This window comes from Microbacterium sp. Marseille-Q6648 (genome assembly GCF_943181415.1).
Lineage (GTDB): Bacteria > Actinomycetota > Actinomycetes > Actinomycetales > Microbacteriaceae > Microbacterium.
Genome location: NZ_CALPBZ010000005.1, coordinates 289,995 through 301,900 on the forward strand (window position 1 = coordinate 289,995; position 11,906 = coordinate 301,900).

The 11,906-nt window shown below is 66.3% G+C and carries 14 protein-coding genes and 1 pseudogene; 7 read left to right on the plus strand and 8 right to left on the minus strand.

Annotated elements, in window-relative coordinates:
* Nucleotides 1-3: 3 nt before the first annotated feature.
* Nucleotides 4-876 carry an aldo/keto reductase gene (locus tag NFR93_RS13465; RefSeq protein WP_251454162.1) on the minus strand — a complete coding sequence of 291 codons (873 nt, stop codon included), beginning with the start codon at nucleotides 874-876 and terminating at the stop codon, nucleotides 4-6.
* 41 nt (nucleotides 877-917) lie between these two features.
* A pseudogene (locus NFR93_RS13470) lies at nucleotides 918-1,904 on the minus strand (aldo/keto reductase).
* A 123-nt stretch (nucleotides 1,905-2,027) separates the two neighbouring features.
* Here NFR93_RS13470 and NFR93_RS13475 point away from each other — a divergent pair.
* Nucleotides 2,028-2,912, plus strand: a complete 885-nt coding sequence (locus NFR93_RS13475) for a helix-turn-helix transcriptional regulator (protein WP_251454165.1) — start codon at nucleotides 2,028-2,030, stop codon at nucleotides 2,910-2,912.
* Between the two features lie 200 nt (nucleotides 2,913-3,112).
* On the opposite strand, the gene NFR93_RS13480 is transcribed toward NFR93_RS13475, so the two are convergent.
* On the minus strand, nucleotides 3,113-4,027 hold the full coding sequence (locus NFR93_RS13480; protein WP_251454168.1) for a DUF2510 domain-containing protein: 915 nt from the start codon (nucleotides 4,025-4,027) through the stop codon (nucleotides 3,113-3,115).
* Nucleotides 4,028-4,489: 462 nt separating this feature from the next.
* On the opposite strand from NFR93_RS13480, the gene NFR93_RS16075 reads away from it, so the two are divergent.
* A complete protein-coding gene (locus NFR93_RS16075) occupies nucleotides 4,490-5,383 on the plus strand; it encodes a G5 domain-containing protein (RefSeq protein ID WP_353049918.1) in 894 nt (297 codons plus the stop codon).
* Here the strand turns inward: NFR93_RS16075 and NFR93_RS13495 are convergent.
* On the minus strand, nucleotides 5,311-6,030 hold the full coding sequence (locus NFR93_RS13495) for a potassium channel family protein (protein ID WP_251454181.1): 720 nt from the start codon (nucleotides 6,028-6,030) through the stop codon (nucleotides 5,311-5,313). The genes NFR93_RS16075 and NFR93_RS13495 overlap by 73 nt on opposite strands.
* A gap of 158 nt (nucleotides 6,031-6,188) precedes the next feature.
* Between NFR93_RS13495 and panD the strand changes: the two genes are divergently transcribed.
* From panD to NFR93_RS13510, 3 genes are all read left to right on the plus strand, one after another.
* Nucleotides 6,189-6,572, plus strand: coding sequence for an aspartate 1-decarboxylase (panD, locus tag NFR93_RS13500; protein WP_251454183.1), 384 nt, complete (start codon nucleotides 6,189-6,191; stop codon nucleotides 6,570-6,572).
* A gap of 109 nt (nucleotides 6,573-6,681) precedes the next feature.
* On the plus strand, nucleotides 6,682-6,930 hold the full coding sequence (locus NFR93_RS13505) for a hypothetical protein (RefSeq protein ID WP_251454185.1): 249 nt from the start codon (nucleotides 6,682-6,684) through the stop codon (nucleotides 6,928-6,930).
* Nucleotides 6,927-7,901 carry a zeta toxin family protein gene (locus NFR93_RS13510; protein ID WP_251454187.1) on the plus strand — a complete coding sequence of 325 codons (975 nt, stop codon included), beginning with the start codon at nucleotides 6,927-6,929 and terminating at the stop codon, nucleotides 7,899-7,901. The genes NFR93_RS13505 and NFR93_RS13510 overlap by 4 nt, the downstream gene beginning before the upstream one ends.
* A gap of 293 nt (nucleotides 7,902-8,194) precedes the next feature.
* On the opposite strand, the gene NFR93_RS13515 is transcribed toward NFR93_RS13510, so the two are convergent.
* From NFR93_RS13515 to NFR93_RS13530, 4 genes are read right to left on the minus strand one after another with little or no spacing between them, the layout of a single operon-like run.
* On the minus strand, nucleotides 8,195-8,446 hold the full coding sequence (locus NFR93_RS13515) for a hypothetical protein (protein WP_251454189.1): 252 nt from the start codon (nucleotides 8,444-8,446) through the stop codon (nucleotides 8,195-8,197).
* Between the two features lie 22 nt (nucleotides 8,447-8,468).
* Nucleotides 8,469-9,452, minus strand: a complete 984-nt coding sequence (locus tag NFR93_RS13520; RefSeq protein WP_251454191.1) for a hypothetical protein — start codon at nucleotides 9,450-9,452, stop codon at nucleotides 8,469-8,471.
* 6 nt (nucleotides 9,453-9,458) lie between these two features.
* Nucleotides 9,459-9,761, minus strand: coding sequence for a glutaredoxin domain-containing protein (locus tag NFR93_RS13525; RefSeq protein WP_502846298.1), 303 nt, complete (start codon nucleotides 9,759-9,761; stop codon nucleotides 9,459-9,461).
* Nucleotides 9,758-10,003 (minus strand): helix-turn-helix domain-containing protein, encoded by a 246-nt coding sequence (locus NFR93_RS13530; protein ID WP_251454194.1) that lies wholly within the window; start codon nucleotides 10,001-10,003, stop codon nucleotides 9,758-9,760. The genes NFR93_RS13525 and NFR93_RS13530 overlap by 4 nt, the downstream gene beginning before the upstream one ends.
* Before the next feature lie 112 nt (nucleotides 10,004-10,115).
* Between NFR93_RS13530 and NFR93_RS13535 the strand changes: the two genes are divergently transcribed.
* Both NFR93_RS13535 and NFR93_RS13540 read left to right on the plus strand, forming a co-directional pair.
* Nucleotides 10,116-10,718: a hypothetical protein gene (locus tag NFR93_RS13535; RefSeq protein ID WP_251454197.1), complete on the plus strand. Its 603-nt coding sequence runs from the start codon at nucleotides 10,116-10,118 to the stop codon at nucleotides 10,716-10,718.
* The gene (locus NFR93_RS13540; RefSeq protein WP_251454200.1) at nucleotides 10,711-11,877 is read left to right on the plus strand and encodes a site-specific integrase; all 1,167 of its coding nucleotides are present in this window, start codon (nucleotides 10,711-10,713) and stop codon (nucleotides 11,875-11,877) included. Before NFR93_RS13535 ends, NFR93_RS13540 begins: the two co-directional genes overlap by 8 nt.
* Nucleotides 11,878-11,906 lie beyond the last annotated feature (29 nt).

Here is an 11,906-nt window from a genome sequence, read left to right on the forward strand (position 1 = left end):
GGTTCAGGCTTCGGGGATGTCGCGACCGAAGGTCTCGAGCGTGATGTCCGCGGGTTCGGGGCCGCGGCGGATCCCGGTGTCCAGTGCGTCGATGGCGTCGAGTTCGTCTGCGGTGAGTTCGAAGTCGAACACGTCGAAGTTCTCGCGGATCCGGTCCGGGCGCACCGACTTCGGGATCGCGGAACGGCCCTGCTGCAGGTGCCAGCGAAGCATCACCTGCGCGGGGGACTTACCGTGCGCGGCTCCGATCGCGGTGATCGTCGGGTCCTGGAGGGCGTTCGCGCCGCCGCCTCGGTAGGCGGTGATCCCGCCGATCGGGGACCAGGCTTGGGTGAGCACGCCGGCGGCAGCATCCGCGTCCTGCACCGCGCGCTGCGCGAAGTACGGGTGCACCTCGACCTGGTTCACCGCGGGCACGATGCTGGTCTGGTCCAGGAGGGCGGCGAGGTGGTCGGGCATGAAGTTGCTGACCCCGATCGACCGCACCCGCCCCTCGGCGAGGAGGGTCTCGAGGGCGTTGTACGCACCGCGGGTGAGGTCGAACCGGGACGGCAGTGCCTGGTGCAGCAGGAGCAGGTCGATCCGTTCGACGCCGAGCTTGCCGGCGCTCTTGTCGAAGGCGTGGAGCGTCTGGTCGTACCCGTAGTCGCTGATCCATACCTTCGTTTCGATGAACACATCGTCCCGTGCCAGACCCGAGCGGCGGATTCCTTCGCCGACCTCACGTTCGTTGCCGTACGCAGCGGCGGTGTCGATGAGCCGGTATCCGGTCTCCAGGGCGGCCTGCACCGCCGCGACGGTCTCGTCGGGCGGGGTCTGGAATACTCCGAACCCGAGTGCGGGCATCATGATGTCGTTGTTGAGCGTGAGTTCCATTTCTTCGCCTTCCCAGCAGTAGATGATCCTGTGGTCGCCGACTACCGGCCGACCATTCCCATGCCGGCGTCGTCGTATCGGTTTCCGGCGACCCCCAGCCGATCGACCAGGCTGTTCAGGTCGGCGATGTCATCTGCGGACAGCCCGACGGTGGTGGCTGCGGCGTTCTCATCGATCCGATCCCGCCGACGGGTCCCCGGGATCGGGAGGATGTACGGTCGCTGGGCGAGGAGTCATGCCAGCGCGACCTGCGCGGGGGATGCGGCGCGCGTGGCGGCGAGCGCCGTGACGTGGTCGATGAGAGTCTGGTTCGCGGCGAGGTTCTCCGCCTCGAACCGGGGCACCCGGGCTCTGATCTCGCCCGGCGCGAAAGTGGCGTCGGGTGTGACCGTCCCGGTGAAGAAGCCCTTGCCGAGCGGGCTGAACGGCACGAACCCGATGCCCAGCTCGTCGCACACCGGCAGCACCGCGGCCTCTGGGTCCCGGGTCCACAGCGAGTACTCGCTCTGGAGCGCCGTCACCGGAAACACCGCGTGCGCGCGGCGAATCGTGTCAGCGCCGGCCTCGGACAACCCGAAGTGCTTCACCTTCCCCGCCGCGACCAGCTCCCCGACCGTCCCGGCGACGTCCTCGATCGGGACGTCCGGGTCGACACGGTGCTGGTAGAACAGGTCGATCGCCTCAACGCCCAGGCGTTTCAGGGAAGCATCGGCGACGCGGCGGATCTGCTCCGGCCGCGAATCCGTGCCCTGCATCGTCCCGTCGACAATGCGCCACCCGAACTTGGTCGCAACCACGACCTCGTCCCGGACCGGGGCGATCGCATCACCCACGAGCTCTTCGTTCACGTACGGGCCGTACACCTCGGCGGTGTCGATGAAGGTGACGCCCTGCTCGACCGCGTACCGGAGCACGCCGATCATGTCGTCCCGGTCGCCCGGATTCGGGCCGTACGACATCGACATGCCCATCGCCCCCAACCCGATCGCCGAGACCTCAAGCCCCTGGCCCAGTGTCCTGGTGTGCATTCCGGTCCGCCTTTCGTCGGTGTGGTTCCAGACAACCGCGTCCGTGCGTCATGTGGGAGTGGCGGCCGTAACCGGTACTGCCAGCCCCTCCCTCGGCCACGGCGACCGGCGTACGGTCATGGCATGGACAATCGCAGCGAGGTGAAGGAATTCCTCACCACCCGCCGCGCACGCATCACCCCCGACGTCGCGGGGCTCCCCGCCTTCGGGGGCAACCGGCGCGTCCCCGGGCTGCGCCGCGAAGAAGTCGCCCTGCTATCCGGAATGAGCGTCGACTACTACACCCGCCTCGAACGCGGCGACCTTTCCGGCGTCTCCCCCGGCGTCCTCGACTCCCTCGCCCGCGCCCTCCACCTCGACGACGCCGAGACCGCGCACCTGCACGACCTCGCCCACGCCGCGAACACCTCCCCCGTCGCGCGGAAACCGCGCAAGAGCACCACAACGCTTCGACCCAGCATCCAGCGTCTTCTCGACGCCATCACCGAAGCACCCGCGATCATCCGCAACAACTACTACGACTACGTCGCAGCGAACCGCCTCGGCCGCGCCCTCTATTCACCCGTGTTCGCCGAACCCGCTCCCAACAGCGCCCGGTTCGCCTTCTTCAACCCTGCCGCGCACGACTTCTACCCCGACTGGGACAAAGTCGTGCAGGAATTCGTTGCCGCCATGCGCGGCGACGCCGGCCGCAACCCGTTCGACAAACGCCTCACCGACCTCGTCGGCGAACTCGCCACCCGCTCCGAAACGTTCCGGACCCTCTGGGCCGCACACGACGTCCGCTACCACCGCACCGGCGTCAAACGCATCCACCACCCCCTCGTCGGCGACCTCGAACTCACCTATGAAGCGTTCGAGCTGCCCGCCGACCCCGGCCTGCAACTCTCGACCTTCACCGCCGAACCCGGCTCACCATCCGAAGACGCCCTCACACTCCTCGCCACCTGGGCCGCCACCATCAAGACGCCAGCGGAACAAGCACCACCGTCCTCCCAGAGAACCTGACTCCCGAGCGCAAACAACCCCGCTCGATTCGACCGCTCGCCCGCCCTCGCCGGCCCCTCCACGTCCCCTCCACAGCGGCCAGAACCCACGGCCAACGGCAGCCCGCCCAGGTCCCGCATGCGCGCAATGCCCGCAAGGGGATCCCGCGTGGCGCGCGCTGGAGTGCTCTCTCGCACGTCTACAGAGCTCGGCGCGACGCCTCAACCGGATATGAGGCGAGCCTTCATAGCCTCAGCTTGCTCCGAGCTGATCTGACCGCTCTGCTGCAGCGCAACAATCCGCTCGATCTGCGCCACGAGGTCAATCTGCTCCGGCACTGATCGATGCTGGGCTTGCGCTCGATCCTGCATTGCCGACGCAATCTGGTTCACCTGCTGCGCCAGCATCCTCGGTCCTGAAACATTTCCGGGGTGAATGAGCATGGAGAACGACCAAGTCGTGCCTCCCACTTGGAACTCAGCCACGCGCATGTCGTTCACAGTCTTCTTCGCTGTCGCAAGGCCCGCCCCGAGGGTGCTTCCCGGAAGTGGCGAGAGCAGCGCCATGCGTGTCAGGGTGGGCCGAGTCGTGATCTGGGTCTGGCCGTCCACGTAGACCTGCGCTTGCGTGTAGGGGTCGATGCGGTGAGCAACACTCCCCTGCACGATTCGATCCTCGTAGACGACGATCGGTGGTCCAGGTACGTACCTCCACAATCCGATGGCACGTCTGCGCGCCTTACTCATCAACTCTGGCTGCACCTGGCCGATCAACCGCGGATACGGTACACCGGTCGGGAGTCTGGTCTCGTGGAGTTGAGTGTTGAGCCGGTCGAGTGCGTCTCGTCCGCCATGGAGCCGTGTGAACTCAAGCAAGTACGCGTAGATCTGCGCTTCACGTCCGACATCGCCCGATCTCAGAGCAGCGGCATAGTCGGGAAGGACACGTGCGACCGTCGTGCTGTACTCGTCGACAGCAGGCAGTGTTTCCGACCCCACGACAGCAAGATCGGCACCAGGGACGTTCGCCGGATGTCGGTGATCTGTCCACGCTGAACCGTCCCAGTAGCGGAGCCAACCGGGACGCTCAGAGTCGGGATACCAGTCGGATGGCGGATTCCCAGCCGATGCGGTCATGGTGCCTCGTTCTTCGTCGCGCGTCGAGTACTGACTGCACGTTATCGGTGCACCGCCCATTGCGGCATTATTCGTCCGCGTCGATGGCGGTTCCGCGAAACGGCTTATCGCCCAAACGGAAGGAATGGGGACCGCTCGGGGCGGGGACTTTGTCTCTCGAGTGTCTTCAGCGGGCATTTCGTTCGCCGCGACGACAATTCAGCCCGCAGAGGGATGAGGAGCGAACGAAGCGAGCGGGGGAATGCTTCGTCACGTGGCCGGCAACCGACCTGAACGGTAGGTTCGCTGAGGTGGACGAACCCTGCAGATTCTCGTACCTCTTCTGGTTGCCGTGGTCGGAGTAGGCGGGACGCTGGGCGGTATCCCGGCATTCTCTTCTTCTGCAAAGTCCAGATCGTCAGTGTCGAACGCCACCCCAAGCCCCAGTCTCCGCGCCCATCCTCAATGGATGCGCATAATCGCATGCTATCGGGGAGGCGGTGGGGTGCGGCTCGCGCACCGGCAAGCTGCCGTCAACTGCCCGCGGCATGCAACGGAATCAGTTTGCGAGGGGTGTCGGCAGCGGCGTTCTTGGTGTTCGGTGGGGCCGCAGCAGCAGTGCAACCCGACGGATCGGAAGCGCAGCTCGATGCTGCCCGGTTGGCGGACTCGGACTCCTTCACGAGTGGCCGGGACACCGAATCCGAAAGGGCGACGACCTCATCGCCAACGCCGACACCGACGCCGACACCGGTCGCGACGGTGGAGGAGGACATCGTCACGGAGTCAGTAGCGTTCGAAGAGACGACGATCGACGACGCCGACCTCCCGAAGGGGCAGACGCAGGTCACGACACCGGGGCGGGCGGGGGAAAGAACGCTGACCTACCGGGTTACTGTCGTCGACGGTGTCGAGACCGAGCGGGAGCTCGTTTCAGACGTCGTGACCACCGAGCCGGTCACGCAGGTCACCGCCGTCGGCACCTATGTTGAGCCGCCGCCTCCCCTCGCTCCGGAGCCAGAGCCAGCTCAACCGTCCGGTTGCGACCCGAACTACGCGAATGAGTGCGTCCCCGTCTCCAGCGACGTGGACTGTGCGGGTGAAGCGGGAACGGTCCGGCGTATTTCGACGGGATCGCGCACGTGGTCGGCTCAGACATCTACCAGCTCGACCGAGACGGCGACGGTTTCGCCTGCGAACCCAACTGAGCCAGCCTCGGTCCGCCGGCCTTCTCCAGACCACGGCGCCGCCGCTTCGCGACGACGAGGTCGCGATCCCTTGCCGAGGGGCTTTGTGGACCGTTGTCAGCGCGGTGCGCGAAGGTCGAGGATCAGATCCTTCAGTTCCGCGACCTCTTGGCGGAGTTGTTCGACCTGAGATTCCGTGGCCGCGGCCGTCTTCGTTGATTGGTCAGCGACTCGCTCAACGATCCACGATGCCAGCGTGGCTGTGACGACACCGATCAAGGCGATGCCCCCGACCATGAGTCCGACAGCGACCACCCGTCCTGTGACGGTGACGGGGTAAAGGTCCCCATACCCCACGGTGGTGATGGTGACGAAGGCCCACCAGATCGCGTCGGGGAAGCTCTCGATACTCCCGGCTTCACGTTCGGCGTCCAGCACCGCGAGCCCGGCGATGAGGATGGTGAGGGCCGTCGCTCCCACCGTGTACAGGACGACTCGGCCGCGCAGCATGTTGCCGGTGTTGCGTCCGATCAGCGCGAGCACCGTCAGGAATCTCATCAGCCGCAACGGTCGCAGCATCGGGAGCACGACGATGGCGAGGTCAAGCAGATGCCGGGAGAACCAGCGCGATCGGTTGTGCGCGATGGTGAGCCGCACGATATAGTCCGCCGCGAAAAGCGCCCACGTGACCACGAGGATCACCTCACACAAGGTGTTCAGCGGCCCGTTCGGGCGGGCGATGATCTGGGTGGCGTAAGCCAAGAGAAAGAGGATGGCGGTGATCGTGAGCGGCCACTCGACGCTCTTGTCCCACCTCTTGATGCGTTCGCCATACATCCGGCGATTATCCCAACGACTCCGGGCGCAGCAGCAGACGGCCCACTCGGCGACTTGCGCCGACCACGTTGGCGGCAACAATGTCCGCTCGCATTTCTTTGGACCGTCACGGTCCTGACATATTTGTTGAACTCGGTCAGAGAATTGAGGAGTTGCCCATGCTGCGCACGTTGTTGAAGTCCAAGCTGCATCGCGGCGTGGTGACCGGAAGCGACCTAAACTATGTCGGGTCGATCACGATCGATTCCGACCTCCTCGATCTGGCGGACATCGTCGAGCACGAGCAGGTCCATGTGGTTGACGTGAACAACGGCGCGCGGTTCGAGACCTACGCGATCGCGGGAGAGCGTGGGTCGGGAACGATGCAGATCAATGGTGCCGCCGCGCGACTGGTGCACGCCGGCGACATCGTCATCGTGATGTCCTACGCCACCTACGACTCCGCTGAAGCCGAAGGGCATCAGCCGATCGTCGTGGACCTGAGCACCTCCAGTCCTGACCAGCCCAACCTGGCCACGCGCGTTCTCAGCACCGCCGGCTGACAGCTCACGGCGTGGCGCCCTGTCTCCGCCGCTCGTCGCATTGGCGCGGACCCTCGTCCACCGCACTGGTCCAACCCCGAGAACGGCCGCCCAAAACTAGACTGGAGGGATGGGCCCTGTAGCGCGGAGTAACTCGATGGCGTGGCTCGTCGGGGATGTCGCCGCGTTCGACTCGGCCCGGGATCTCAGGGATCGTGTGATCGCGCGCACCGCAGCGCAGACCACGACGAACGAGTCGCTCGCGGACGACATCGTGGAGGTTCGCCGGGTTCTCCGCGAACTCGATCCGCAAGACCCGGATGCTGTGGCGGCTACGGTCGACGAGTTGCGGGCCAGGGAAGCGCAGCTGCCCGCGTGAGTGCCGTCGATCCGGTCTCTGTTGTCTTCGCGGGGGTTGAGCCGCGTTCAGATCCGGAGCTTGTGCTCGTGGTGGGACAGCCGGGCTCCGGCGCCACCCGCCTCGTGTCGACCCTTATGGATGGCGAAAGGAACGTGGGTGCTGTCGCGGCGGAGGACTTCGCCGCGTTCCACCCGTCGTTTCTCGAGGTGACGAGCCGGCGGCCCTTCGAAGCTCCCGGGGTGATGGCCCCGCAGGTCGCGGAGTGGATCGGGCGGACCCTCGATCATGCCCGTGAGACACGCCGGTCACTGCTGTTCCAGACAAGCGTCACCACCCCGGCACCGGTTATTGCCACTGCTGAACAGTTCCGAGAGGCCGGGTTCTCGACCCGGATCGTGGTGGTCGCGGAGCGCCGGCATGAGAGCCTGCTGGCCACAGCTTCCCGTTACCTGAACGCGCGTCGGCTGCGCCTCCCCACCCGGTTCACCGATCAGGCCACGCACGACCGCGGCTGGACAGGTACCCGACTCCTCGCCCACGAGGCCGAGACAGCCACTGCCCTGGACAGGCTCACGGTGCTCGACGGAACTGGCGCCGCCCTGTTCGACGCGTCCCGCCCCGGCAAGTTCACGGGCGCGGCGGCGGTGGTTGAGGCCGTCGACACCGCACCGGTGACGGTGTTGGAGGGCGCGCGATGGTTCGGGGAGCTGCGGGCGGTGACTGACTTCGCCCGTCGGTCGCGGGAGCTGGCGCCCCCGTTGGCCGAGGTGCTCCGCGAGCTGCACCAGCAGGCCCTTACGGATGTACTCCCTAAGATGCCTGTCCCACGGGAGTCATCGTTCGTTGCCGTGCAGGAGGAACGTCTGCGCAGTGAGATTCGCTGGCTGCAGACCGAGTTCGGCACCGCCCCACAGCCCCCGGCTCCGACACCGCAGCCGTCAGGCCCGGTTGCGACACCGACCCGCTCACCGGGCGGCCCCTCCCTCTGACTTCCTGCGGTGGCGGAGGGCCTCGAGCGCTGCAGGCTCCAACGCCCGCCCTCGCGACCCAATCTGGCAGCGCTTGCGCGTCGATCGCGGCGACGATTCTGGGGGTTTCCGGGACCGTTGCGGATTCTGCGAGTGCAGGGTCGCGTAGTGCCGGGACCGTGGAGTAGCGGACTGAGCGCAGCGAGGGAGCATACGCCGCGAAAGCCCGGCACGGAGCGGCGCGGAGCGAGCTACCATCGGGCGGCTCGGAGCCCCCCTTCCCACAGTCATGATCTACTTCGCTGTCGTCGAGGTTATTCGGCTTGTGCGTTGAGGTTGCGGATGAAGGCTTGTCGGTCGGCGTTCGGGTTGGTGATGAGCTGACGGATCTCCCGTTCCAGCGCCGCGAGGTCGATGTCGGGGTGGTCGGTGAGAGGGGCTGTGCACCAGCGGACGTCTTCGTCGACGGTGTAGCCGAGTTCCTTGGCGGGTTTGTCGACGTAGTAGCGGAAGGCACTGACGGCGACGCGGTAGATCACCTCTTCGACGTCTGCGCGGTCCAGCATCTGGCTCCTTGGGGAGTGGTGTTCATCGTGTCATTCCCTTGCTTGGAATTGCGGGTGGTGTGGACGGTGCGTCGCCGATTCCCGGGTGGGGGTGGGTGGGGCGGGGTCCGTGGCGGAGTTGGTCATTGATGGCGCGGGCGATCGCGTCAAGACGCTCCTCCTCCCGGGCACGTTCGGCTGCGCGGCGGGCCGCGGCCGTGTTGGGTTGTCGGCTGGGTCCGTGGGCGTTGCGGTAGGCGGCGCGGGCTCGTTCGCACTCCCGCACCCACGCCGCATACAGGTCCGGGGGCGTCCCCTCCTCGAACGGCGCCACCCCTTCCTGACGCACCGCGTCGAGCTGGACCGGGGTGTAGGTCCTGGTGAAGAACGTCTCTGCCGAGCGTGTGTTCTCGACGCGTTCGGCCTTCGGGACGCGGTGGATTCTGCGGGGTGGGAGGCCGGCGTCGCGGCGACGCTTCTCCCGCTCCCGCCATTGCCGCTGCTTCTCGAGTTCCTTCTCCCGGTTGGCGGCGTAGTAGGCCCGGCGACGGGCTTTCACGTCCTCCGCATGGGTCGCGTAGTACCGGGACGCTTGTTGCTGTTTGGCCTCGGGGTTGTCGCGGTATCTCTGTCGGAGCTTGGCGTTCTCCGCGTCACGGTGGGCGTCGCGCCACCGCTTGTTCCGCTCCTTCTTCGCCTCCCGGTAGCCCTCCGGATCTTCGGCACGTTTGCGGGCCCGGTACTGCCGCTGATACTCGAGGTGCCGGTCGGCGTTCTCCGTGTACCAGTCCCGCGCACGTTGCCTGGCGGCTTCCCGCTGAGCCTCCTCGGCCCTTTTCCGAGCCAGACGCGCCCGCTCCTGGTCACGGTGCTTTTTCCGCCACGCCTCCGGGTCCTTCGACCGGTGCTCTTCGCGGTACTTCTTCACCTTGTCCGGGTTCTTCAGCTTCCACTGTCGCTTCCACTCCGCCGCCGCCCGGCGACGTGCCTCTTCCTTCTCCGCCTCGCTCTTGCCGTCATCAGCCATGGCCGCTCACCTCATCCCGATCCCGCGCACCGGCTGCGGCGCCGTCGGCGGGTGGGAGGCGGACACCCGCTGGGCGAGCTGCGCGATCAGGTCGGGGCGGAACCCGGACCAGTGGAACTGCGGCTCCTGATCGAGGATCACCACCGGCGCCTGCGTGTACCCGAGCTCCTCGGCGACGAATTCCAACGCGGCGGCGGAGTCGCGGAGGTCTTCGATGTGGAAGCTGATGCCTTCGGCGGTGAGGGTGCGGCACGTCATCGTGCACTGCATGCAGTTAGGGCCGGTGGAGTAGACGGTGACGCTGATCATCGGCCCGGCCGCAGATGGTGGATCTCGGGCCGGCACACGATGGTGTTGGCCTCTTCGAAGTCGATGATGTCCTTGCCCCGGTACATCACACTTCGGCCCGCCTTGATGAACGTCAGCCCGCGACGGTAGTACCGCCAGATGGCCAGGGCGTTGGTGGTCACGCCCAGTCGGGCGGCGACCTGCGCGGGGCTGTAACGACCGTCGGGGTCGATGTGGTCGGGGATGGGCGCGAATGTCGTCATCATGTCCTCCTCTACGCATGCGTCCCACGTATTGACATGAGTAGAGCACTGTTTGCTATAGTCGGTCAAGAGCTTTCTGCTTATCCGTAACGCGGTCTGACAAACTAGGGAGGTGAAGGTCGACGTGCGCACCCCCGACGGCAAGCCCATGAGCTGGCAGGACGCGACGCTCCCCGTCGGTTCCGCGTTACGCATCGCCCCCGCCTTCACCGCGACCACCACCGACGAGGACGCCGGGCTCGAAACCACCATCCACGCCCACTACGACGCTGGTGAAGGCCGCTACCTCGTCGGCGAAGTCCGCAACCGCGCCACCCGCACCGACGTCGAGGTCAACAACCGGACCCTCCGCGACGTGCCGATCCAAAGCATCATGCAAACCGCCGCCCCGCAGTGCATCGCCCTCACCCTCGACGCCGAAGACGACCCCAACGCGTCCTGGACGACAGCCGCCGAACTCAGCTCCACCGAAGGACGCATCATCCCCGCCTGGCTCGCAGCCGAGGTCGTCAAACGCGGCAGCAAAGCCGAGCGGATGGACACCATCGAGATCCTCTACGGCACCGCAGCCCTCGCCGGACTCCCCCCGGTCAAAGCCGTCCAAACAGAACTCGACGTCCCCCACCGGACCGCCTCGGACTGGATCAAGAAAGCCCGCGCCGCAGGACGCCTGGAAGGCATGACGTACATCGTCGGCCGCCAGGCGGATGGGTAGCATTCACTCCTACTCGACCAAGGACGGCAAGCGGTACCTTGTCCGTTATCTGAAGCCCGACCGTTCGCAGGCAGGTAAGCGCGGCTTTCGCACCAAGCGGGATGCCGAGGCGTACCTGGCGTCAGTGGAAGTGGCGATCGGAAAGAACCAGTACATCGACCCCGGCGATGGACACGTCACTATCAGCGCCCTCGGCGCTGTGTGGTTGCAGGATCAGGCTGCCGTTCTGAAGCCTTCATCGATGCACCCGATCGAATCCTGCTGGCGGGTACACGTGGAGCCCCGCTGGGGATCCCTACGCGCCAGCGACATCCGCTACAGCGACGTCCGCAGCTGGGTCACCGAGCTCAGCGCCCGCCGCGGCGCCACCACAGTCATCCGCGCCTACGGCATCGTCGCGGCACTCCTGGACGTCGCCGTCCGCGACCGCCGACTGAGCGAGAACCCGATCCGCGGGATCAGGCTGCCACGAAAGCAGCCCAAGCGCCGGGTGTATCTCAGTCACCGGCAGGTCGAGCTTCTCGCCAGCGAATCCCAGCACCCCGAGCTCGTGCTGTTCCTCGCCTACACCGGTCTCCGCTGGGGAGAAGCCACCGGACTTCGAGTGAGAGACATCGATCCGCAACGCCGCCGCGTCTACGTCCAAGAGAACGCCGTCATGGTCAACGGCGCCATCCGCACCGGCACCCCCAAGACACATGCCACCCGGTCCGTGCCATATCCCGACTTCATCGAAGGACTCATCCGCATCGCCCTCCGCGGCAAAGCACCCGACCAACTCCTCTTCGGCAACGGCGTCGACCACCTACGGCAGCCGAACTCCCAAGACGGCTGGTTCGCTGCCGCCGTCCGACGATCACAACAGCGCGACCTCGACTTTCCGCGGATAACGCCACACGACCTCCGACACACGGCTGCAAGCCTGGCGATCAGCGCCGGCGCGAACGTCAAAGCCGTTCAACGCATGCTGGGTCACGCCAGCGCCGCAATGACTCTCGATACCTACGCCGACCTCTTCGACGACGACCTCGACTACGTCGCAGCCGCACTCAGCCGCGCTCGCAACTCAGATCGAATCATCACCGTCGCCGAGACCCCGTCAACCGGACCAGCGGGATACCGCAGCCCCGGAAGCACTCCCGGGATGCTCGGTCGGTGAATCGCCCGACCGAAAGTCCGCCCACGTCG

Bases quoted from the DNA above. Each gene is read 5' to 3' on its own strand.
- NFR93_RS13465 (WP_251454162.1), bottom strand. From the start codon at position 876: ATGGAACTCACGCTCAACAACGACATCATGATGCCCGCACTCGGGTTC.
- NFR93_RS13475 (WP_251454165.1), top strand. From the start codon at position 2,028: ATGGACAATCGCAGCGAGGTGAAGGAATTCCTCACCACCCGCCGCGCA.
- NFR93_RS13480 (WP_251454168.1), bottom strand. From the start codon at position 4,027: ATGACCGCATCGGCTGGGAATCCGCCATCCGACTGGTATCCCGACTCT.
- NFR93_RS16075 (WP_353049918.1), top strand. From the start codon at position 4,490: ATGCTATCGGGGAGGCGGTGGGGTGCGGCTCGCGCACCGGCAAGCTGC.
- NFR93_RS13495 (WP_251454181.1), bottom strand. From the start codon at position 6,030: ATGTATGGCGAACGCATCAAGAGGTGGGACAAGAGCGTCGAGTGGCCG.
- panD (WP_251454183.1), top strand. From the start codon at position 6,189: ATGCTGCGCACGTTGTTGAAGTCCAAGCTGCATCGCGGCGTGGTGACC.
- NFR93_RS13505 (WP_251454185.1), top strand. From the start codon at position 6,682: ATGGGCCCTGTAGCGCGGAGTAACTCGATGGCGTGGCTCGTCGGGGAT.
- NFR93_RS13515 (WP_251454189.1), bottom strand. From the start codon at position 8,446: ATGCTGGACCGCGCAGACGTCGAAGAGGTGATCTACCGCGTCGCCGTC.
- NFR93_RS13520 (WP_251454191.1), bottom strand. From the start codon at position 9,452: ATGGCTGATGACGGCAAGAGCGAGGCGGAGAAGGAAGAGGCACGTCGC.
- NFR93_RS13525 (WP_502846298.1), bottom strand. From the start codon at position 9,761: ATGATCAGCGTCACCGTCTACTCCACCGGCCCTAACTGCATGCAGTGC.
- NFR93_RS13530 (WP_251454194.1), bottom strand. From the start codon at position 10,003: ATGACGACATTCGCGCCCATCCCCGACCACATCGACCCCGACGGTCGT.
- NFR93_RS13540 (WP_251454200.1), top strand. From the start codon at position 10,711: ATGGGTAGCATTCACTCCTACTCGACCAAGGACGGCAAGCGGTACCTT.